This window comes from Caloramator fervidus, assembly GCF_900108045.1.
Taxonomy (GTDB): domain Bacteria; phylum Bacillota; class Clostridia; order Clostridiales; family Caloramatoraceae; genus Caloramator; species Caloramator fervidus.
This window is the reverse complement of sequence record NZ_FNUK01000002.1, coordinates 78,042-97,832: the sequence shown is the minus strand read 5'-3', so window position 1 is coordinate 97,832 and position 19,791 is coordinate 78,042. Positions and strand designations below refer to the sequence as shown.

The following is a 19,791-nucleotide window of genomic DNA, read 5'->3' as shown; positions in this document are numbered from 1 at the left end:
TTTTCTTGTTCTGAATAGGAACGTCTTTAATTTTTTGGGTTCTGTAGTCATGGACTTTAGAAGTAGTAGAGCCACAAGAAGGGCAAACATGAGATTTTTTTTTAGTTTCAACATGAAATTCAACGAAATCATCACCATTTACAATATTTTTTACGAAAACATCTTTTAAATTAAGCAAATTATTGATAAAATTATTCCTAAGCACTTTATCAGATGCCTCCTTTCAAAATATTTTGTGGGTTAATTATATTTTAGCAAAGCTGGCATCTGAATAAAGTGCTTTTTTGTATTTAAAGAAAAAATGTTGAGGTTTATTTACCACCCCAACATTTATTATAGAACCGATTTAAATATATTTTTTTGTAAAATTATGTTATGTAATTTGATTTAATTTTGCTTTAATTGTATTAAATTGTTAACTAAATTTTAAATTAGTAAAAAATATTTGCATTTAGTTGACACATGTCGGTATGTGTAATAAATTAATATTAGGATCATTTAGGAGGATGTTGTTTTATGATAAGAAATATTGATGAGTTGAGTTATTTAATGTTAAAAAAAGCCTTAGATGCAACAAGTGCAAGAAATAGAGCTATAGCTCACAATATTGCAAATGTTAACACAAAGGGTTATAAAGCCTATAGAGTAGTTTTTGAAGATAAATTAAAGGGAATATTAAAGGGAGAAAATATTCAATTGGTTACAACAAATGAAAGACATATAGATGGAGGAAAAAGCCTGCAAAATTTAAATTATGATATAAAAAGAGACACCTCTTCATCTATGAGGCTAGATGGCAACAATGTAGATATTGACAATGAAATGGCAAATTTAGCGGCTAATGCTATATTATATAATGCTTTAGTATCTCAAGCAAATAGTAAGATTGCACTAAGAAGGTTTATTATAACCGAAGGGAGAAGGTAGTTTATGAATAATATTTTTAATGCCTTAAGGATTAGCGCAAGTGGAATGTCAGCAGAGAGACTTAGAATGGAAGTTATATCAGATAACATAGCAAATGTAGAAACAACAAGAACTCCATCAGGAGGGCCCTATGTTAGAAGGGTTGTTTCTTTTGAAGAAAATTTAACTAAATTTTTAGATAAAGATAATAAGTATAAACAGCGTTTCAATGGGGTTAAGGTATCCTCTATATCAAAGGATCCAAGTCCCTTTAAAAGGGTATATGATCCAAGCCATCCAGATGCAGATAAAGATGGTTATGTTTTAATGCCTAATGTAAATATTTTAAACGAAATGATTGATCTTATAACTGCATCTCGTGCTTTTGAAGCTAATGTAACAGCCTTTAATACTTCAAAGCAAATGATGATGAAAGCATTAGAAATTGGAAGGTAGGGATTTTAGATGAATATAAATGCTGTTAATTTAAATGATTTAACCTTGCAAAAGACAAATCTTCAAAATAATATTATAAATTTTGAAAATTACTTAAAGGAAGCATTAGATAAAGTTAATCAAAAGCAAGTAGAAGCAGAAAATGCTACTATAGACCTTATTACAGGTGAAGCTGAAGATATTCATTCTGTTTTATTAAAAACAGAAGAGGCAAGGCTTTCCCTAGAACTTGCTGCGCAGATAAGAAATAAACTTGTTGAAGCATATCAAGAAATTATGAGAATACAAATATAGTTAGCATCAAAGGAGTGCTATTGATGGATAAACTAAAAGATATGCTAAATAAGTTAAAAGAGAAGTGGAAGACTTTTAATACTCCTAGAAAAGTTTTAATTTTGTCTTTAATTACTTTTATAATAGCAGGACTTATATTATCTGTTGTATATCTTACTCGAGAAAAATATGCAGTCTTATTTTCTGATCTTCAGCCACAGGATTCACAAGCTATAATTGAAAAACTAAAGCAGGAAAAGGTTTCATATAAAATTCAAGGAAATTCTATTTTGGTCCCTGAAGAAAAGGTAGATGAGCTAAGGCTTACTGTTCTTGAAAATGGCTATTTACCCTCGAGTGGACAAGGATGGAGCTTATTTGACCAAAGTAAGTTTGGGGTTACAGATACAGAGGCTAAGATAATGTATCAAAGGGCTCTTCAGGATGAGCTTGCAAGGACAATAGAAAGTTTTGATGAAGTTGAAAAGGCAAGGGTTCATCTTGTTTTACCTGATGATACTGTCTTTGCAAAGGACACAGCAAAAGCAAGGGCCTCTGTTACCTTAAAGCTAAAGGGAGGCAAGACGCTTCCACCTGAAAAGGTTAAAGCAATAGTTGCTTTAATTTCAGGAAGCGTAAAGGATCTTCCAAAGGAGAATGTAGAGGTTATAGATAGCAACATGAATCTTTTGACAGAAAACTTATTCGATGATACCATAAATGGAACGACATCTGCTTTAAAACAGCAGGAGATAGAAAGACAGTTTGAGGCTAGGTTAGAAAAAGATGTTTTATCAATGCTTGAAACTGTTTTTGGAAAGGATAAAGTGACGGTTAAAATAAATGCAGATTTAGACTTTGATTCTACATCTGTTACTACAATAAAATATGATAAAGATGCTATAATAAGAAGCCAGCAAAAAATAAGGGAAGTAGCAAGCGATTCATCAGGCTCAGGAGGAGGTTCAAGTCCTCTTGATAATAATATGAGCAATACTATAGGTAATAATTCAAATCAATCTTCTAACACTCAAAGAGAAGAGGAAATCACAAATTATGAAATAGGACAAACAGAAGAAAAGATTATAAAAGCTCCAGGTGAGGTAAAAAGACTTACTGTTTCAGTAGTTATAGATGGGACTTTAAGTGATATGGAAAAGCAGACTATAAAAAATATAGTTGCTGCTGCAACAGGATATTCTGAACAAAGAGGAGATCAGATAAATATAGAAGCCTTAGCCTTTAACACTGAGTGGAAAGAAAGAGCTCAAAAAGATTTGGAGGAGATGCAAAAACAACTAGAGAAAAAGGAAAAAATAAGGATGTATTCTATAATTGGAAGTTTATTGTTTTTATTAATAGTAGGAATTATATTCTTTATAAGAGCAAAACGAAACAAAAAGAAGGAAGAGGAACATCATATCGATGTTGTTATTTCAGATGCTTTGCCAAAGCCTCAGGTTGCATATGAGCCAGTTTTAACTGAAGAGGAAGAGATGGATCTAGAAAAAGAAATAAGAAACTATGCAACAAAGAAGCCAGATCAGGTGGTAGAGGTTATAAGAACTTGGCTTGCTGAGGATGAGAGGTGATCATATTGCCAAGGGATTCAAGTAAGCTAACAGGAGTTCAAAAAGCAGCTATTTTGTTTATAACTTTAGGACCTGAAGCTTCGGCTCCCATTTTAAAAAGGCTTCCAGAGTCTGAAATACAAAAGATTACCTTTGAGATAGCTAATATGCCAAAGATAAAAAAAGAAATTAAAGATGAAGTTTTAAAGGAGTTTGTAAATTTAAATAAAGCTAAGGACTATATACTAGAGGGTGGATTTGAATATGCAAAAAATCTTTTAAGTAAAGCTTTAGGAACGCAAAAAGCTCTTGAAATCATAGAAAAGGTTTCAGAAATAACTCAGCAATATAGGCCCTTTGGAATTGCAAGAAAAGCTGATGCAACTCAGCTTTTAAATGTAATAATAAATGAGCATCCTCAAACTATAGCTTTAATTCTTTGCTATCTCCAACCTGAAAAAGCAGCTCAAATTCTTTCTGGGCTTCCGGAGGATTTACAGGTTGAGGTAGCAAAGAGGATAGCAACTATGAATAACACTTCACCTATGTTTATTGAGGAAGTTGAGGAAATACTTGAAAAAAAGCTATCAAATGTTATAAGACCAGACTATCAGCAAATTGGAGGTATCCAAGCTCTTGTTGAAATCATAAATCATGTTGATAGAGGAACAGAAAAGTCTATTCTTGATGAGCTTGATAGAGAACAGCCAGAGCTTGCAGAAAAAATTAGAGAAAGCATGTTTGTATTTGAAGATATTGTTACCCTTGACAATGCTTCTATACAGCGTATATTGCGTGAGGTTGACCAAAAGGATCTTGCATTAGCATTAAAAGGAGCCTCAGAGGAAGTTCAAAACGTTATATTCAGTAATATGTCAAAGCGTGCTGCTCAATCTTTAAAAGAAGACCTGGAATTTATGGGACCTGTAAGGCTTGTTGATGTTGAAAAAGCTCAACAGGCTATAGTTGCAATAATAAGACGTCTTGATGAAGCTGGTGAAATAATTATTTCAAGGGGTGGAGACAATGCAATCATCTTGTAAAATAATAAAGTCCACTTTAATTAAGGGGGATGCATTGATTTCTCCACCCGTTATTGAAAAAATTATTGAAAAGAATATATCAGAAGAAAATGAAGAAAAAACAATAGAGATTCTAAAAAACTCCATTTTTGAAGATGCAAAGCAAAAAGCAAAAACAATAATAGAATTAGCTCAAAAGGAAGCTGAAAAAATAGTTGCTGAAGCAAACGAGAAAATAAATTTAATTTTTGAAGATGTTAAACAAAAAGCCTATAGCGAAGGTTATTCTATAGGTTATCAAGAAGGTTATAAAAAAGGATATGAAGAAGGAAAACAAGAAGCTGAATCTTTAAAGAAAAATGCTTCTAATTTTGTAAAAAATGCAGAAGCTGAGGTTAAAGAGTATATAAAAAGAAAGGAAGAGGAAATTATAAGGCTTTCTCTTGAAATTGCAAAGCAGGTAATAAAAACAGAAGTTACTTTAAATTCTGAAGCAATTGTCAATATTGCTAAAAATGTTATTTCAAAATCCCTTGATAAGCATCAAATAATTTTAAAAGTAAATCCTAAGGATTACAATATTTTAAAAAGTAGAAAAGATGAACTTGAAATTTTTGTTGAAAATCCAAATGATTTGATTTTAATAGCAGATCCTGATTTACAAGAGGGAGATGTAGTTGCAGAAACTCCATCTGGATATATAAATGCTAAGATAGATGTGCAGTTAGATATCATATTAAACAATTTATTAAGGAATGATTAGCATGATGAACTTAAATTTTGATGGTCTTTTAAAAAAGATAAAAACTATAGATAGTTTAAAAATGACTGGAAAAGTAAAAAAAGTTGTAGGACTAACTATAGAGGTTGAAGGTTTAAAGGCCTTTGTTGGTGAAGTTTGTAAAATATATATAAAGGAAAATTCTTTTATATATGCAGAGGTTGTAGGGTTTAAGGATGATGGCATACTTCTTATGCCCCTTGGTGATGTTACAGGGGTTGCTGTAGGATGCCCTGTTGAGAATACAGGTAAAGCTTTAAATGTAAAAGTTGGGCCAAGCCTTTTAGGAAAAGTTTTAGATGGGCTTGGTAATCCAATAGATAATACGAAGTTAGAGTATGAAGCAGAATATAAGCTAGACAATGATCCTCCAAATCCTCTTACAAGAAAGAGGATAGATACTATTATGGTGACTGGAATCAGAGCAATAGATGGTTTTTTAACTTGTGGTATAGGTCAAAGGGTAGGAATATTTGCAGGAAGTGGTGTAGGAAAAAGTACTCTTTTAGGGATGATAGCAAGATATAGTGATGCTGATGTTAATGTTATAGGTCTTATAGGGGAAAGAGGAAGGGAAGTTAAAGAGTTTATAGAAAACGATCTTGGAGAGGAAGGACTTAAAAAGTCTGTTGTAGTTGTTGCAACTTCGGATCAACCACCACTTGTTAGGTTAAAAGGGGCTTTTACAGCAACAGCTATTGCAGAATATTTTAGAGATAAAGGACTTAAAGTTATGCTCATGATGGATTCCGTAACTAGATTTGCTATGGCTCAAAGGGAGGTTGGACTTACAATTGGTGAGCCTCCTGCAACTAAAGGTTACACTCCTTCAGTTTTTGCTATGCTTCCAAGGCTTATGGAAAGAGCGGGGAATTCAGATAGAGGTTCTATAACTGCCTTTTATACTGTTCTTGTTGATGGAGATGATTTAAACGAGCCCATTGCTGATGCGGTAAGGGGTATTTTAGATGGGCACATAGTTTTATCAAGAAAATTAGCCAATAAAAATCATTTTCCAGCAATTGATATTTTAGCTAGTATATCAAGGTTGATGCCTCAAATTGCTGATGAAAAGTTAAAGAAAAAAGCTAGTGAGCTTAGGGATATGTTAGCTGTTTATAGAGATTCAGAGGATTTGATTAATATAGGTGCTTATCAAAAAGGAACTAATCCTAAAGTAGACAGGGCTATACAGATTATTGATAAGTTAAATGAATTTTTAAGGCAGGGAATAAATGAATATAGTGACTTTAAAACCACTTATGAAAGGATGCTTTCTATAGGATAGAAGGTGATTAAATGAATAAATTTAATTTTAAATTGCAAAAAGTTTTAGAGTTTAAAACTAGTTTAGAAGAAAAGAAAAAACAAGAGTTTGCTGAAGAACTTAGAAGATATTATAATGAAGAAAATAAGTTAAAGGAGCTTATAGATAAAAAACATCATCTAATCAATAATTCAATTAAGTTTAAGACAGCAGTTGAGTATCAAAACTATGTCAGATATTTAAATTATATTGATAAGATGATAGAAAATCAAACCATTGTATTAAATCAAGTTAAAGCTAATGTTGAAAATGCAAGAAATGAGCTTATAAAAGCAGTTAAAGATAAAAATATTATAGAAAAGTTAAAAGAAAAGGCCTATAGGGAATTTTTGGAAGAGGCAAACAAAAAAGAACAAGCTTTAAATGATGATTATGCTTTACATTTATATTTGAGAAGTGAAGGGAGGTGAAAAGATGAAGGTTGAGGCAGTAGGATTTAAGGATCAAAAAGCTTTACAGTTTAATAAAGTTGAAAACTCAGTTGATTTTGAAGCAGTTTTGGAAGGTATTAGTGAAAATATGGTTAATTTAAATATCTGTCAAGTTGGTGAAAATAATCAAGATGAGATTACAGGCGATGATAATATAAGCCTTGATGTTTTGCAGGCAAATTTAAATGGTTTTATATTAAATCTATATAAAAACATGGATTCTAATTTGTTAAATTTTAATTTTAAGACTAACGATAACGATAATGTTTTAGAAGAAACTATTTTAAACCAATGGCAAAGTTTAAAGAATATTTTTGTAGAAACTAACAATATAAGCAAAGAAATAGTTTCTGAAAAAGATAAATTGAGTATAGCATTAAACGAATTATTTAAAATACCTGAAGATGAAAGGACTTCAATTGATTTTAGTAAGATAGAGGATTTATTAAATACTCAAAAGTTAAAGCTTCATTTAAACAAAGATGTTGCTGAAAATGAAGGAGAAAATTTGTTAAGTTTGCTTTTAAATAGCAAGTTATCTGAGGATAATGTGGAGCAAAATATAAATAATGATTTTAAAAATGTAAATCAAATTGTGCAACAATCAGTTAAAAAAGAAGATTTTACAGAAAATGTTACAATAGAAACATCTAAAGATAATGTTTATCAAACAAAAAATGATTTGTTACAAAATATTGCTGATACTAGGTCCTATGGCGATTTTAAAAAGCAATATACAATAGATTATGATTTAGATTATGATTTTATAAAGCACATAACAAATGAAAGTATTCCTCAAGATAAAATTAACATAAACATAAAAGATTTAAAGGCTGAAATTGAAAAGGTTATACCTTCTTCAAAGGCAGAAGAAATAGTGGATATAGCTATTCAAAAATTTAAAAGCATAAGACTTCCTGATTTAACAGAAGTAAGAGTTAAATTAAAACCAGAGGATTTAGGTGAGATTACAATAAAAGTTGTTCTTGAAAAAGGGGAAATAAAGGGAAGTATAACTGTAGAAAAAAGAGAAGTTGCATTGATTTTACAAAACAGTGTAGAAAATATAAAGCAGGAGCTTAAGAATAATAACGTAAACATAAGCAATATAACTGTTTATTTATCTAACGATGGTTTAGGAAGTGGTTCAAATAGAGAATTTAATCAGTTTAAAAATAATAGACCTAAAAATTTAGAGTTAGAATTTGATGAAGATGTAAAAGAAGAAGATGGGTTAAATATTTATGCTTAAGGAGGTTTATATGGAAGTTTCTAAGGTTTTAAACAACTCTAGTGAAGTTCAGCAATTACAGAAAAAAGATATTTTAGATAAGGATGCATTTTTAAAAATTTTAACAGTTCAATTAAGGCATCAAGATCCATTGAATGCTAAAGATAATACTGAATATATAGCTCAAATGGCACAATTTGCTGCACTTGAACAGATGCAAAACTTAAACAATAGCCTTCAAAAGTTGCTTTTATCTCAAAAGTTAATGGAAGGAACTGTTCTTATAGGAAAACAAGTTGAATTTGATGTTGGAAGCTCAACAGTAATAGATAAGGTTACATCTGTAAAAGTTGAAGGAGGACAAGTTTATTTAAAAACAGAAAAAGGAATATATAAGATAGAACAGGTTTTAAGTGTAGGTGATGTATTAGGTGATAAACAAGATCAATAATTTAAACTTAAATAATTTTAATTTTAGAGTAAACAAGGTTGTTGAGTTTTCAAAGTTTTTAGAAAATCAGCAGCCTGTTAAATTTTCAGGACATGCAATTGACAGACTAAAGCAAAGGAATATAATTCTTGATAAAAATGATTTAGAAAAAATAAACGAGGCTATAAAAAAGTTAAAGGAAAAAGGTGGAAGAGAAAGTCTTATAATTTATAACAATATAGCCTTTATAACTAGTGTTAGAAATAATACTATAATTACTGCTATTGATTCAGGGAATCTAAAGGAGAATGTGTTTACAAATATTGATAGTGCAATAATTTTATAAGGCTGGACCCGAAAGGGAGGCCTTGTCGTGGAATGACTGAAGCGACAAGTAAAGGAGGTATATTATGTTAAGGTCATTAAATTCAGGTGTTAGTGGAATGAAGGCAAATCAAGTTAAAATGGATGTTATAGGTAATAACATTGCTAACGTAAATACAACGGCTTTTAAATCTCAAAGAGTTACTTTTAAAGACATATTAAGTCAAACCCTTGAAAATGCTTCTGCTCCAGCAGGTGGAAAAGGAGGAACAAATCCAAAACAAGCAGGACTTGGAGTTGCAGTTGCTGGTATTGATACAGATATGAGGCAAGGCGCTCTTTCTACAACAGGAAGAGCAACAGATATTGCGATAGAGGGCAATGGGTTCTTTGTAATATCAGATGGAATAGAATATAGATTTACAAGAGATGGATCTTTTACATTAGATTCACAAGGTAATCTTGTAACTTCAGAAGGATTTCATGTTATGGGTATCTACAATACAGCATTTTTAGCTGATGCTTATGATCCTAACAATCCTCCAACTGTTAATGTTGATGAGCCAACTTTTGAGCCAGAAATAAGTCAAGAGAGTTCTCCAAATATAACTGAACTTAAAAATATAGTGATACCTTTTGAAGCATTAGATGAAAGTGGTGCTAAGCAAAAGCTTCTAAGCTTTTCCATAGATAAGGATGGAACAATAAAAGGAATTTATGGAGATAAGACTGTTGTTATAGGAAAAATTGTTTTGGCTAATTTTCAAAATCCAGCAGGTCTTGAAAAGCTTGGAGGCAATACTTATAGAAATACTTCAAACTCAGGAAGTCCTTCATTAGGAATTCCTGCATCATCTGGTTATGGAACAGTAAGACAAGGGTTATTAGAGATGTCTAATGTTGATCTTGCAGAACAGTTTACAGAAATGATAGTTACAAGTAGAGCTTTCCAAGCTAATTCAAGGACTATAACAACATCTGATGAAATGCTTCAGGAACTTTTAAATTTAAAGAGATAATGGGGAGTTAGCCTATGATTAAGCTTACAGGATTTAATAATGTAGAGTTTTATTTAAATTGTGAACTTATTGAAAAAATAGAAGTAACTCCAGATACTGTAATAACAACAGTTAATGGAAAAAAATTTGTTGTTAAGGAAACACCTGAAGAGATAATAAAAAAAATTATAGAATTTAAAAGAAAATTTATGTTAAGCTTGCCGGAGGTAGTAAAATGAAAAAAAGTGATATTTCAACAGCATTAGGATTGGTTTTAGGTTTTTTTGTCGTTTTATATGGAATGATTTCAGGACAAGCTTCTATAAAGGATGGTCTTTTGACCTTTTGGGATGTGGCTTCGCTGTTCATTACTGTATTTGGTTCTTTTTTTGCTTGCATGATAGCGGTTCCGTTATCTACACTAAAAAAAATACCCTCTGCCATTAAAAATGCCTTTGTTGATAAGCAAATACCTGCAACAATTCTTATAGAAAGGTTTGTTGAGTTATCTAAAAAGGCAAGAAAAGAAGGATTGTTATCCCTTGAAGATGAGCTCCAAAACATAGAAGATGAATTTTTGAAAAATGGAATACAAATGGTAGTTGATGGTATTGAACCAGAAGTAATAAGAGAGATAATGGAACTTGAAATATCTGAAATGGAAAAAAGGCATCAAAGTATAATTAATTTCTTTAAACTTTGGGGCTCATTAGCTCCTGCCTTTGGTATGATAGGGACATTGGTTGGGCTTATTCAAATGCTTAAAAACTTACAAGATCAGTCAGCTCTTGGACCATCAATGGCTGTTGCATTAATAACTTCTTTTTACGGTTCAGTAATGGCAAACTTATTTTTCAATCCTTTAGCCTATAAGCTTGAAGTTAAAAGCAATGAAGAGGTTGGCAGAAGGGAAATGATGATAGAAGGTGTTTTAGCAATTCAGTCAGGAGTAAATCCAAGAATTGTAGAGGATAAATTAAAAACGTATTTATCTCCTGAGGAAAGGTTAGCTATGTTAAAGCAAAATGCTGAAAAGGCTGCGGTGATGGGAAATGAGTAAAAGAAAAGTTAAAAAAAGCGAGACGGGTGGAGGAGGAGAATGGTTAACAACTTATGCAGACATGATGACCCTCCTTCTATGTTTTTTCGTGTTGTTATATGCTTTTTCAACTATGGATGCGGTTAAGTTTAAAACTTTAGCCTTTTCTTTGGCAAAGGCCTTTGGTGGAAATGTAAATACCATAGTTGAAGGTGGAAATTTGGGCCCTGTTCCCGTTAATACAAATCCAGGCATTGAAAAGGATGATAAAGAAAGAAAAACTGGGAAGGTTGATTTAGATATTCAAAGAGGAGATACAGCAAAGATTTATAAAAAGGTTCAAGAGTTTGTTAAAAAAAATAATCTAGAAGCTAAGATTACTGTAAGGGAAGATATAAGAGGGGTTGTTATAGAGCTTCAGGAAAAGATATTGTTTGATTCAGGTAAGGCGGATATAAAGCCAGAAAGCGTTCCTCTTCTTGATAAAATTGGAGAGCTTTTAAGGATGTTTGATAATGAAATTGTTGTTGAAGGTCATACTGATAATGTTCCTATAAATAAAGGATATTATAAAAGTAATTGGGAACTTTCCGCTGATAGAGCTGTTAAGGTTGTAAGGTTTTTAGTTGAAAAAGAAGGAGTTAATCCTCAAAAAATACTTGCAGTTGGTGCTGGAGAATTTAGACCTATTGCATCTAATTCTACTCCTGAGGGAAGGCAAAGAAATAGAAGAGTTAATATATTAATAGTAACTAAGAAATAAAGGAGAGAATAGATATGGCAGAAAATAAAGGTATCTCTAAACTTATGATTATTATAATAGTGCTTTTAACTTTACTTATTGGAGTTGGAGGATTTTTGGGTTATATGTATATAAAAAATCAACCTTCAGCTCCAAAACCAAAAACAGAAAAAACCATGGCTATGGATGAGTTTATTGTAAATCTAGCAGATCAAGATATGAGAGTTTATATAAAAGCTAAGATATATCTAGCTTATACTGATACAAAAATAGAAACAGAAATAAAAGAAAAAATGCCTCAAATTAGAGACATTGTTATAACTACCATAAGAAATAAAAAATCAAGTGATTTTGATGGTAAAAAGTTGGAAAATATAAGAAAAGAGATTACAAATAAAATAAATTCTACTCTTATGACAGGTCAAATAACTAATGTATATTTTTATGATATTATCATACAGTAGGTGATTTGATGAGCCCAATTTTTGTAAGTGCTTTAAAACTAATGATTTTTCTTCCTATGATTATATTTTTAATATATATAACTGCAAAATATGGGGGAACTTATATTTCTAAAATAAATAATGGCAGGGTTATAAAAGTTTATGAAAGAGTTCCCCTTGGACAAAATTCTTTTTTAACTGTTGTAACAATTGCAGGAAAACCCTATGTTATTTCAAATACTCAAAATGAGGTTAAAATACTTCTTGAACTTAATGAGGAGGATTTTAAAGTTTACGAAAAATTTTTAAAAGGAAGATGAGGTATGAAAAGATATATAAAAGTACTATTAGTTTTAACAATAATTTTATCTATGACGAAAATAGCATATGCAGCTACACCTAATTTACAAATTCCTAAAGTTAATATTTCAATTGATTCAGCAAAAACTCCTAAAGAATATGTAGATAATATAAAATTATTGATATTGCTTACATCATTAACTTTTATTCCTTCGATAGTTCTTCTTATGACTAGTTTTACAAGAATAATAGTGGTTCTTGGCTTTGTAAGAAATGCTTTATCTACTCAGCAGTCGCCGCCTAATCAAGTTTTAATCGGTCTTGCCCTTTTTATGACGTTTTTTATAATGGCACCTGTTTATGACAAAGTAAATAATACAGCTATTCAACCTTATATAAAGGGAAAAATAACTCAAGATCAGGCAATTGAAATAGGAAGTAAACCTATAAAGGATTTTATGTTAAGACAAACAAGAGAAAAGGATTTAGCTCTTTTTTACAATGCGGCTAAAATTGATAAGCCTAAGGATAGATATGATGTTCCTTTTAAAATTCTTATTCCTGCTTTTGTAATCAGCGAATTAAAGACAGCTTTTCAAATTGGATTTATGATTTTTGTTCCTTTTATTGTTATAGATATGGTAGTAGCAAGTATTCTTATGTCGATGGGAATGTTTATGTTACCGCCAGTTACTATATCACTTCCATTTAAGATTTTATTATTTGTATTAGCTGATGGATGGCATCTTGTAGTCAAATCACTAATTGAAAGCTTTATTTAGGAGTGATTTTTAATGAGTTTATCTTTTGTTATTGGTATAGGTAAGCAGGCAATGATGGTTGCTTTGATGATTGCAGCACCTGTTTTAATAGCTTCAATGGCAATTGGACTTTTAGTTAGCATATTTCAAGCTGCAACTCAAATTCAGGAACAAACGTTAACCTTTGTTCCAAAAGTTATAACTGTAATATTAGTTTTTCTATTAATGGGATCGTGGATGTTGAAGGTTTTAATACAATTTGTTCAAACAATGTTTAGCAATATTACTTTAATAGTAAAATAGGTGATTTTAATGAATGGATTTTTAGCTTTATTTTTAGCTTCTGTAAGAATTATAGCAATGCTAATGTCTTCACCTATTTTTTCAATAAGGCAGATACCCTCTTTGGTTAAAGTTGGTTTTTCACTAATATTGTCCTTTTTGGTTACTACTATTTTAGATATTCCTAGTTATCAGTTTATAAACAGCAATATAGATCTTTTGTATCACGTATTTAGGGAATTGATTATAGGATTATCAATAGGATATATTTCAAGTTTAATATTTAATGCTATAAGGGTATCTGCACAGATAATGGATTTTAATGTGGGTTTTTCAATGTCACAATATTTTGATCCATCAACTGCAGGAAATTCAACACCTCTTGAAAGATTTTTCAACTGGTTTGCTTTAGTTATATTTGTTACTTTAAATTTTCATCATGTTATATTATCGGCTGTTATAAAAAGTTTTGAAGTTTTACCTTTAGGAAATATTGTTATAAATTCAAATGTTTTTGTTGTAATACTTGATATATTTTGTAGAAGTTTTTATATTTCGATGCAACTTGCAGCACCTATAGTTATTATAGTCTTTCTTACGGATTTTACCCTTGGACTTATTAATAGAGCTGTCCCTCAAATAAATATTTTTCTTTTGGGGTTGCCTATAAAAACATTGGTTGGATTATTTGCGTTATCAATTATTTTACCAGGGCTTACGCAGATTTATATTAAGCTCTTTGAAGGATTATCATCAGATTTGATAAAACTGTTTAATGCTTTTCCTTTAGTTATTTTAATGGCATCTGAAGATAAAACTGAGGAGCCAACGCCTAAAAAGTTACAAGATGCAAGAAAAAAAGGTCAAGTAGCAAAAAGTGTAGATTTAATATCGGCTGTTGTTTTACTTGGAATTATGTTTTTATTTGTAGTATTAGGTGAAAATATTTATCTTTACGGTAGAAAGTTTTTGGTAAATAGCTTAAAATTAGTTACAAAAGATGATATAAGCGTTTTACGACTAAAAGCTTATATGTTGTATATGTTGAAAAATGCTGTTTTTGTTGCTATGCCTTTTTTATTGACTATAATGATCCTTGGTATATTGGCTAATATTCTTCAAATAGGTTTTTTGTTTACGGTAGAAAATTTGAAGTTTAATTTTGAAAAATTAAATCCAATAAATGGATTTAAAAGATTATTTTCTAAAAGAGCATTTGTAGAGCTTTTAAAGTCAGTAATAAAAATTGCTATAATATTTTATTTAACTTTTAGTTTTTTAGAAAATAACCTTCTAGAAATTCTAAAAACTAGTGACCTTAATGTTTTTGGAATTTATCCTTTTGTTAAATCAATTGCAGATAAACAACTTTTAAGAATAGTTATATTCCTTATTGTTGTAGGAATTGCTGATTTTATATTTCAAAAGAGGCAATTAAAAAAGGATTTGATGATGACAAAACAGGAATTAAAAGAAGAACTTAAACAAACAGAAGGAGATCCTCAAGTTAAGTCAAAGATTAGACAAAAACAAAGGGAAATGGCTATGAGGAGGATGATGCATGAAGTTCCAAAAGCGACTGTTGTAGTTACAAACCCAACACACTTTGCAGTTGCAATAAGATATGAGAGAAATAAAGATTTAGCTCCAGTTGTTGTTGCAAAAGGTGCAGATTTGGTAGCTAAAAAAATAAAAGAAATAGCTAAAGAAAACAATGTTCCCATAGTTGAAAACAAAGAATTAGCAAGAACACTTTATTATAAAGTAGAGGTAGAACAGATGATACCTGTCGAATTATATCAAGCTGTTGCTGAAATAATAGCATATGTTTATAGTATAAGAAGGATGTGATGGAGTAGATGTTAAAGGAGTTTAAATTAAAAAACAATATAGATGTGTTGATAGCCTTTGTAGTTATATTGATTGTTTTAATGATTATAATTCCTCTTCCAACATGGCTTTTGGATATATTTTTAGCTTTAAATATGTCGATTTCTCTTGTTATCTTGCTTTTAACAATGTTTACTACAGAAGTACTAGAATTTTCAGTATTTCCAACACTTTTATTAATAACAACTCTTTTTAGATTAGGCTTAAATATTTCTTCTACAAGGCTTATTTTAGGACAAGGAGAAGCAGGAAAAATTATAGAAGCTTTTGGAAATTTTGTTGTTGGAGGAAATTACATTGTTGGTTTTATATTGTTTATAATTATAGTTGTTATACAATTTGTAGTTATAACTAATGGAGCTTCAAGAGTTGCAGAGGTTGCGGCAAGATTTACGCTTGATGCTATGCCAGGTAAACAAATGAGTATTGATGCTGATTTAAATGCAGGAATAATAAATGAAGAAGAAGCAAAAAGAAGAAGAAAGAAATTGCAACAGGAAGCAGACTTTTATGGAGCAATGGATGGTGCAAGTAAGTTTGTAAAAGGAGATGCTATAGCTGGTGTTGTTATAGTTTTAATAAATATAATAGGTGGAGTTTTAATAGGAATTTTATTTCATCAAATGTCAGCTTTAGATGCTTTAAAAAAGTATGCACTTTTAACAGTAGGTGATGGACTTGTAAGTCAGATTCCAGCTCTTTTAATATCAACAGCGTCAGGTATAATAGTAACAAGATCTGCAAGTGACTCTGCTTTAGGTAAAGAACTTTTCGGACAATTTACTTCTTATCCAAAGGTTTTAAGTATTGCAAGTGTAATACTTGCGATTTTGGGGGTTATACCATCTTTACCTAATGTTTTGTTTTTATCAATTTCTGCTCTTTGTGCTTTATCAGCTTACTTTTTAACGAAGGAAACTTATATTAAACCTCAAAAAATAGAGACAAAAGCTGAAGAAGTAAAGCCAGAAAGAAGAGAACCAGAAAATGTCATGCAATATCTTAATGTTGAGCCTCTAGAGATAGAAATAGGTTATGGATTGATTCCTCTTGCAGACGTATCTTCTGGTGGCGATCTTTTAGATAGAATAGCAGGGGTAAGAAGGCAATTAGCATTAGAAATGGGAATTATCGTTCAACCTATAAGAATAAGAGATAACTTACAGCTCGCTACTAATGAATATGTTATAAAAATTAAAGGAACTGTTGTCGGCAAAGGAGAAATTTTGGTAAATCATTATCTTGCTATAGATGTTTTAGGTGAAGGTATTCCAGTAGATGGAATAAAAACTGTTGAGCCTACCTTTGGGCTTCCAGCTGTTTGGATTCCTGATTCTAAGAGGGAAGAAGCAGAGCTTTTAGGAATAACTGTTGTTGATCCAACTACAGTATTAGTTACTCATCTTACAGAAATAATTAAAAAACATGCCCATGAATTGTTAGGAAGACAAGAGGTAAAGATGCTCATAGATAATATTAAAGAAAATTATAGTGCAGTAGTAGAAGAACTGATACCTAATCTTTTATCTCTTGGTGAAGTTCAAAAGGTTTTACAAAATCTTTTAAAAGAAAGGGTTCCTATAAGAGATTTAGTTACTATTTTAGAAACTTTGGCAGATAATGCAGTTAATACGAGGGATATTGAGCTTTTAACTGAATATGTTAGAATTGCGCTTGGTAGGACTATATGTAGAAATTTAATTGATGAAAATAATACTATAAGGCTTTTAACATTGCATCCTTCATTAGAGCAATTGATATCAGAAAATATTCAAAAGTCTTTCCAAGGATCTTATCCTGCATTAGATCCTGAAACAACAAGGAGAATATTTGAAGCAATACAGAAGCTACTAGAAGTTACAGACTTTTATAATGGTCAACCAGTTATATTATGTTCTCCTAAGGTTAGACCTGCCTTTAGAAAAATGATAGAATATGTATTTCCTAATTTAATTGTTTTATCTATGAATGAAATCCCTGCAGATGTTCAAATAGAAACTTTAGGGATGGTGAGTTTATGATAGTAAAAAGGTATATAGTAAATAATATGCAGGAAGCAATGATTAGAATAAGATATGAGCTTGGAAATGATGCTGTAATAATAAGTCAAAGAAAAATTAGGCAAAAAGGGATACTGGGTTTTTTTAAGCGTAGAAAATTGGAGGTTACAGCAGCAGTAGATGATAAAAATAAAAAAAATGATAGAATTAATTCTTCTAATGAGTTAGAAAAAGAAATAAACGAGCTTAAAAATATGGTTGAATCTTTAGTAAAACAACAGGTAGATTCAAAAAGAAAAATTAGGATAAAAGATATATTAACAAACAATGATGTACCTGAGGATATCGTTGATGAAATAATCAATTTAACTAAAAAGAAGTTTGATAATCAATTATCCTTTAAAGAATTAGAAAAACAAGTTAAAAATACTTTGAAGGAAATTCTTGTTTCAGATAAACAAGATGATTCTAGAATTCAAGTTTTTATAGGGCCTACTGGAGTAGGAAAAACCACTACAATTGCTAAATTAGCTAGTATATATTCCCTTTATAAAAATAAAAAAGTGGGATTAATAACAATAGATACTTATAGAATAGGTGCTGTAGAACAATTAAGGTTATATGCAGAAATATTAGGTGTGCCCTTTAATGTAGTTTATTCCCTTAAAGATATTCCAGAAATATTAAATAAAATGAAGGATTGTGATATTATATTAATTGATACTACAGGCAGAAATAGCAAAAATTCGATGCAAATAGCAGAAACTAAGAAATTTATAGAAGAGTTTTCACCAGATAAAATTTATCTTGTTTTGAGTTTAACTACAAAGCAAAGGGATTTGAGAATGATTATAGAAAATTATAAAAATATTAATTATAACAGTTTAATTTTTACAAAATTAGATGAAACAGATTCTTATGGGGGAATATTAACTGCTGTATATTTAAGTAAAAGGCCTGTTTCTTATTTAACATTAGGACAAGGTGTTCCAGATGATATAGAAGAAGCCAACTCCGATAAACTATTAAATTTAGTTTTATGGGGGAATAAGCAATGGACCAAGCAGAGAGATTAAGACATATAATAAATAGTAGGAATTATAAAAAACAAAATAATTTTAAAGTTATTACTGTTACTAGTGGAAAAGGAGGAGTTGGTAAATCAAGTTTTGTTGTTAACTTAGCAGTTGCATTAAAGCTTAGAGGAATTAAAGTAGCTATCTTGGATGCTGATATTGGAATGGCTAATGTTGATATAATGTATGGTATAAAATCTAAATATAGTTTGTATGATTTAATTTTTAATAACAAAAGTATTAATGATATAACGGAAATAACTCCAGAGGGAGTAAAAATAATTCCCGGAGGGTCTGGGCTTAAGGATATAGTAGATTTAAATGAAGAACAAAGAAATAGGTTACTTGAGGAATTTGAGAAATTAGATGATATAGATGTGTTAATAGTTGACACAGGAGCAGGTATATCGAATATTATTTTAAGTTTTATAAGCGTTTCAGATGAAGTAATTTTAATAACTACTCCTGAACCAACTTCTCTTACAGACGCATATAGTTTGATAAAAATAATAAAAGGAAGATATAAGGATGCTAATATTAATGTTGTTATTAACAAAGTTAAAAATATAAAAGAAGCGAGAGAAACTTTTGACAAATTAAATAAAACTGTTAATGTTTTTTTAAAAACTTCTATTAATTATAAAGGATTTTTATTCAAAGATGAAAGAGTAACTTTATCAATAATTGAACAAAGACCTTATGTGATTGCTTATCCTAAAACAGAAGCAAGTATGTGCATTTTTAAAATAGCTTCAGATATAATTGGCCATAAAAATGAAAACAAAAATACTACTATAAAGGATTTATTCTTTAAATTGTTTGGGAGGATGGGATTAGGATCATGAAAATTTTAAATATAGAATTAAAAATTGGACAAAAAATTGATGTTATGCAGGATGGAATTGCATATGTAAGTAAAATACAAGATATTAACGAAAATTTTTTACTTATAGATGTTCCTACTGCCGGTAATAGATATTTTATAACATATCCTGGTAGAGTTATTGAATTTTATGTTCCTAATGAGAAAGATGTAACAAAGTGCAGGTCAATTGTTTTGGGAAAAAAACGTGAAAACAATATTGAAATGTTGATTATAAGCCTTCCTGATATAGTTGAAAGAGTTCAAAGGAGAGAATATTTTAGATTGCCTATAAGTATGGAAGTAAGTTATGTTACTTTGCCTCCTGGTAAAAAATTTTTAAATTTAAAAGATGTTCCTTCATTGTATTTTGAACAATTAAATAAAGCTCTTACTTTAGATATAAGTGGAGGAGGAATAAAGATATTAGCAAAAGAAAAAGCTCAAGTAGGTTCTAATGTTTTACTTATATTGAATATTCCTGAGGAGGTAATACTTTTAACTACCGTTGTAAGAGTTGAAGAAGCGGAAAATAAATTTTTTAGATTAGCATTAAAATATGAAAATATAGATGAAAAAACTAGAGATATTATAATAAGATTTATTTTTAATAAAATGAGGGAGCAAATTAAACTCTTGAAATAGA

General features: G+C 30.2%; 25 protein-coding genes. 24 read left to right on the top strand and 1 reads right to left on the bottom strand.

Translation table 11 applies throughout. The features are described from left to right. Positions 1–205: transposase family protein (locus tag C4R78_RS09535; RefSeq protein ID WP_146057655.1), on the bottom strand; the 205-nt coding region annotated here is incomplete at its 3' end. Between the two features lie 311 nt (positions 206–516). Here C4R78_RS09535 and flgB point away from each other — a divergent pair. The 24 genes from flgB (at position 517) to C4R78_RS01600 (ending at position 19,790) form a co-directional block, all read left to right on the top strand. After that, a complete protein-coding gene (gene flgB, locus C4R78_RS01715) occupies positions 517–927 on the top strand; it encodes a flagellar basal body rod protein FlgB (RefSeq protein ID WP_103895366.1) in 411 nt (136 codons plus the stop codon). Positions 928–930: 3 nt separating this feature from the next. Then, positions 931–1,362 (top strand): flagellar basal body rod protein FlgC, encoded by a 432-nt coding sequence (flgC, locus tag C4R78_RS01710; protein WP_103895365.1) that lies wholly within the window; start codon positions 931–933, stop codon positions 1,360–1,362. 9 nt (positions 1,363–1,371) lie between these two features. Beyond that, positions 1,372–1,656, top strand: coding sequence for a flagellar hook-basal body complex protein FliE (fliE, locus tag C4R78_RS01705; protein ID WP_103895364.1), 285 nt, complete (start codon positions 1,372–1,374; stop codon positions 1,654–1,656). A 23-nt stretch (positions 1,657–1,679) separates the two neighbouring features. Further along, positions 1,680–3,227, top strand: coding sequence for a flagellar basal-body MS-ring/collar protein FliF (gene fliF, locus C4R78_RS01700; protein ID WP_103895363.1), 1,548 nt, complete (start codon positions 1,680–1,682; stop codon positions 3,225–3,227). Positions 3,228–3,232: 5 nt separating this feature from the next. Further along, positions 3,233–4,249 carry a flagellar motor switch protein FliG gene (gene fliG / locus C4R78_RS01695; RefSeq protein ID WP_103895362.1) on the top strand — a complete coding sequence of 339 codons (1,017 nt, stop codon included), beginning with the start codon at positions 3,233–3,235 and terminating at the stop codon, positions 4,247–4,249. Further along, positions 4,233–4,991 (top strand): FliH/SctL family protein, encoded by a 759-nt coding sequence (locus C4R78_RS01690; protein WP_103895361.1) that lies wholly within the window; start codon positions 4,233–4,235, stop codon positions 4,989–4,991. The genes fliG and C4R78_RS01690 overlap by 17 nt, the downstream gene beginning before the upstream one ends. Position 4,992: 1 nt before the next feature. Beyond that, a complete protein-coding gene (fliI, locus tag C4R78_RS01685; protein ID WP_103895360.1) occupies positions 4,993–6,297 on the top strand; it encodes a flagellar protein export ATPase FliI in 1,305 nt (434 codons plus the stop codon). 11 nt (positions 6,298–6,308) lie between these two features. After that, entirely contained in the window at positions 6,309–6,746 is a 438-nt protein-coding gene (gene fliJ, locus C4R78_RS01680; protein WP_103895359.1) for a flagellar export protein FliJ, read from the top strand. Positions 6,747–6,750: 4 nt separating this feature from the next. Beyond that, positions 6,751–8,019 carry a flagellar hook-length control protein FliK gene (locus tag C4R78_RS01675; RefSeq protein WP_103895358.1) on the top strand — a complete coding sequence of 423 codons (1,269 nt, stop codon included), beginning with the start codon at positions 6,751–6,753 and terminating at the stop codon, positions 8,017–8,019. Positions 8,020–8,029: 10 nt separating this feature from the next. Further along, the gene (locus C4R78_RS01670) at positions 8,030–8,449 is read left to right on the top strand and encodes a flagellar hook capping FlgD N-terminal domain-containing protein (RefSeq protein ID WP_159945764.1); all 420 of its coding nucleotides are present in this window, start codon (positions 8,030–8,032) and stop codon (positions 8,447–8,449) included. Further along, the gene (locus tag C4R78_RS01665; RefSeq protein ID WP_103895356.1) at positions 8,430–8,774 is read left to right on the top strand and encodes a TIGR02530 family flagellar biosynthesis protein; all 345 of its coding nucleotides are present in this window, start codon (positions 8,430–8,432) and stop codon (positions 8,772–8,774) included. The genes C4R78_RS01670 and C4R78_RS01665 overlap by 20 nt, the downstream gene beginning before the upstream one ends. 64 nt (positions 8,775–8,838) lie before the next feature. Next, positions 8,839–9,771 (top strand): flagellar hook-basal body complex protein, encoded by a 933-nt coding sequence (locus C4R78_RS01660; RefSeq protein ID WP_103895355.1) that lies wholly within the window; start codon positions 8,839–8,841, stop codon positions 9,769–9,771. A 14-nt stretch (positions 9,772–9,785) separates the two neighbouring features. After that, positions 9,786–9,989 carry a flagellar FlbD family protein gene (locus tag C4R78_RS01655; RefSeq protein ID WP_103895354.1) on the top strand — a complete coding sequence of 68 codons (204 nt, stop codon included), beginning with the start codon at positions 9,786–9,788 and terminating at the stop codon, positions 9,987–9,989. Continuing rightward, positions 9,986–10,810, top strand: coding sequence for a motility protein A (locus C4R78_RS01650; RefSeq protein WP_103895353.1), 825 nt, complete (start codon positions 9,986–9,988; stop codon positions 10,808–10,810). Before C4R78_RS01655 ends, C4R78_RS01650 begins: the two co-directional genes overlap by 4 nt. Further along, positions 10,803–11,552 (top strand): OmpA family protein, encoded by a 750-nt coding sequence (locus C4R78_RS01645; protein WP_103895352.1) that lies wholly within the window; start codon positions 10,803–10,805, stop codon positions 11,550–11,552. Before C4R78_RS01650 ends, C4R78_RS01645 begins: the two co-directional genes overlap by 8 nt. A gap of 14 nt (positions 11,553–11,566) precedes the next feature. Then, positions 11,567–11,995, top strand: coding sequence for a flagellar basal body-associated FliL family protein (locus C4R78_RS01640; RefSeq protein ID WP_103895351.1), 429 nt, complete (start codon positions 11,567–11,569; stop codon positions 11,993–11,995). A gap of 8 nt (positions 11,996–12,003) precedes the next feature. Then, positions 12,004–12,294: a flagellar biosynthetic protein FliO gene (locus C4R78_RS01635; RefSeq protein ID WP_103895350.1), complete on the top strand. Its 291-nt coding sequence runs from the start codon at positions 12,004–12,006 to the stop codon at positions 12,292–12,294. 3 nt (positions 12,295–12,297) lie between these two features. Beyond that, positions 12,298–13,056, top strand: coding sequence for a flagellar type III secretion system pore protein FliP (gene fliP / locus C4R78_RS01630; RefSeq protein ID WP_103895349.1), 759 nt, complete (start codon positions 12,298–12,300; stop codon positions 13,054–13,056). Between the two features lie 12 nt (positions 13,057–13,068). Further along, positions 13,069–13,338 (top strand): flagellar biosynthesis protein FliQ, encoded by a 270-nt coding sequence (fliQ, locus tag C4R78_RS01625; protein WP_103895348.1) that lies wholly within the window; start codon positions 13,069–13,071, stop codon positions 13,336–13,338. Between the two features lie 9 nt (positions 13,339–13,347). Beyond that, positions 13,348–15,168: a flagellar biosynthesis protein FlhB gene (flhB, locus tag C4R78_RS01620; RefSeq protein WP_103895347.1), complete on the top strand. Its 1,821-nt coding sequence runs from the start codon at positions 13,348–13,350 to the stop codon at positions 15,166–15,168. Positions 15,169–15,176: 8 nt separating this feature from the next. Next, the gene (gene flhA / locus C4R78_RS01615; protein WP_103895346.1) at positions 15,177–17,228 is read left to right on the top strand and encodes a flagellar biosynthesis protein FlhA; all 2,052 of its coding nucleotides are present in this window, start codon (positions 15,177–15,179) and stop codon (positions 17,226–17,228) included. Continuing rightward, positions 17,225–18,283, top strand: a complete 1,059-nt coding sequence (gene flhF / locus C4R78_RS01610; protein ID WP_103895345.1) for a flagellar biosynthesis GTPase FlhF — start codon at positions 17,225–17,227, stop codon at positions 18,281–18,283. The genes flhA and flhF overlap by 4 nt, the downstream gene beginning before the upstream one ends. Further along, a complete protein-coding gene (locus C4R78_RS01605; RefSeq protein ID WP_103895344.1) occupies positions 18,262–19,128 on the top strand; it encodes a MinD/ParA family protein in 867 nt (288 codons plus the stop codon). The genes flhF and C4R78_RS01605 overlap by 22 nt, the downstream gene beginning before the upstream one ends. Then, the gene (locus C4R78_RS01600) at positions 19,125–19,790 is read left to right on the top strand and encodes a flagellar brake protein (RefSeq protein WP_103895343.1); all 666 of its coding nucleotides are present in this window, start codon (positions 19,125–19,127) and stop codon (positions 19,788–19,790) included. Before C4R78_RS01605 ends, C4R78_RS01600 begins: the two co-directional genes overlap by 4 nt. The last annotated feature ends 1 nt before the right edge of the window (position 19,791 follow it).

Excerpts from the sequence above, each read along its gene's own strand:
- C4R78_RS01645 (WP_103895352.1), top strand. The coding sequence starts at position 10,803 with ATGAGTAAAAGAAAAGTTAAAAAAAGCGAGACGGGTGGAGGAGGAGAA.
- C4R78_RS01690 (WP_103895361.1), top strand. The coding sequence starts at position 4,233 with ATGCAATCATCTTGTAAAATAATAAAGTCCACTTTAATTAAGGGGGAT.
- C4R78_RS01675 (WP_103895358.1), top strand. The coding sequence starts at position 6,751 with ATGAAGGTTGAGGCAGTAGGATTTAAGGATCAAAAAGCTTTACAGTTT.
- fliI (WP_103895360.1), top strand. The coding sequence starts at position 4,993 with ATGATGAACTTAAATTTTGATGGTCTTTTAAAAAAGATAAAAACTATA.
- C4R78_RS01660 (WP_103895355.1), top strand. The coding sequence starts at position 8,839 with ATGTTAAGGTCATTAAATTCAGGTGTTAGTGGAATGAAGGCAAATCAA.
- C4R78_RS01635 (WP_103895350.1), top strand. The coding sequence starts at position 12,004 with ATGAGCCCAATTTTTGTAAGTGCTTTAAAACTAATGATTTTTCTTCCT.
- flgB (WP_103895366.1), top strand. The coding sequence starts at position 517 with ATGATAAGAAATATTGATGAGTTGAGTTATTTAATGTTAAAAAAAGCC.
- fliQ (WP_103895348.1), top strand. The coding sequence starts at position 13,069 with ATGAGTTTATCTTTTGTTATTGGTATAGGTAAGCAGGCAATGATGGTT.
- flhF (WP_103895345.1), top strand. The coding sequence starts at position 17,225 with ATGATAGTAAAAAGGTATATAGTAAATAATATGCAGGAAGCAATGATT.
- fliE (WP_103895364.1), top strand. The coding sequence starts at position 1,372 with ATGAATATAAATGCTGTTAATTTAAATGATTTAACCTTGCAAAAGACA.
- fliF (WP_103895363.1), top strand. The coding sequence starts at position 1,680 with ATGGATAAACTAAAAGATATGCTAAATAAGTTAAAAGAGAAGTGGAAG.
- fliP (WP_103895349.1), top strand. The coding sequence starts at position 12,298 with ATGAAAAGATATATAAAAGTACTATTAGTTTTAACAATAATTTTATCT.
- flhA (WP_103895346.1), top strand. The coding sequence starts at position 15,177 with ATGTTAAAGGAGTTTAAATTAAAAAACAATATAGATGTGTTGATAGCC.
- fliJ (WP_103895359.1), top strand. The coding sequence starts at position 6,309 with ATGAATAAATTTAATTTTAAATTGCAAAAAGTTTTAGAGTTTAAAACT.
- flgC (WP_103895365.1), top strand. The coding sequence starts at position 931 with ATGAATAATATTTTTAATGCCTTAAGGATTAGCGCAAGTGGAATGTCA.
- C4R78_RS01655 (WP_103895354.1), top strand. The coding sequence starts at position 9,786 with ATGATTAAGCTTACAGGATTTAATAATGTAGAGTTTTATTTAAATTGT.
- C4R78_RS01650 (WP_103895353.1), top strand. The coding sequence starts at position 9,986 with ATGAAAAAAAGTGATATTTCAACAGCATTAGGATTGGTTTTAGGTTTT.
- C4R78_RS01640 (WP_103895351.1), top strand. The coding sequence starts at position 11,567 with ATGGCAGAAAATAAAGGTATCTCTAAACTTATGATTATTATAATAGTG.
- C4R78_RS01600 (WP_103895343.1), top strand. The coding sequence starts at position 19,125 with ATGAAAATTTTAAATATAGAATTAAAAATTGGACAAAAAATTGATGTT.
- C4R78_RS01605 (WP_103895344.1), top strand. The coding sequence starts at position 18,262 with ATGGACCAAGCAGAGAGATTAAGACATATAATAAATAGTAGGAATTAT.
- flhB (WP_103895347.1), top strand. The coding sequence starts at position 13,348 with ATGAATGGATTTTTAGCTTTATTTTTAGCTTCTGTAAGAATTATAGCA.
- C4R78_RS01670 (WP_159945764.1), top strand. The coding sequence starts at position 8,030 with ATGGAAGTTTCTAAGGTTTTAAACAACTCTAGTGAAGTTCAGCAATTA.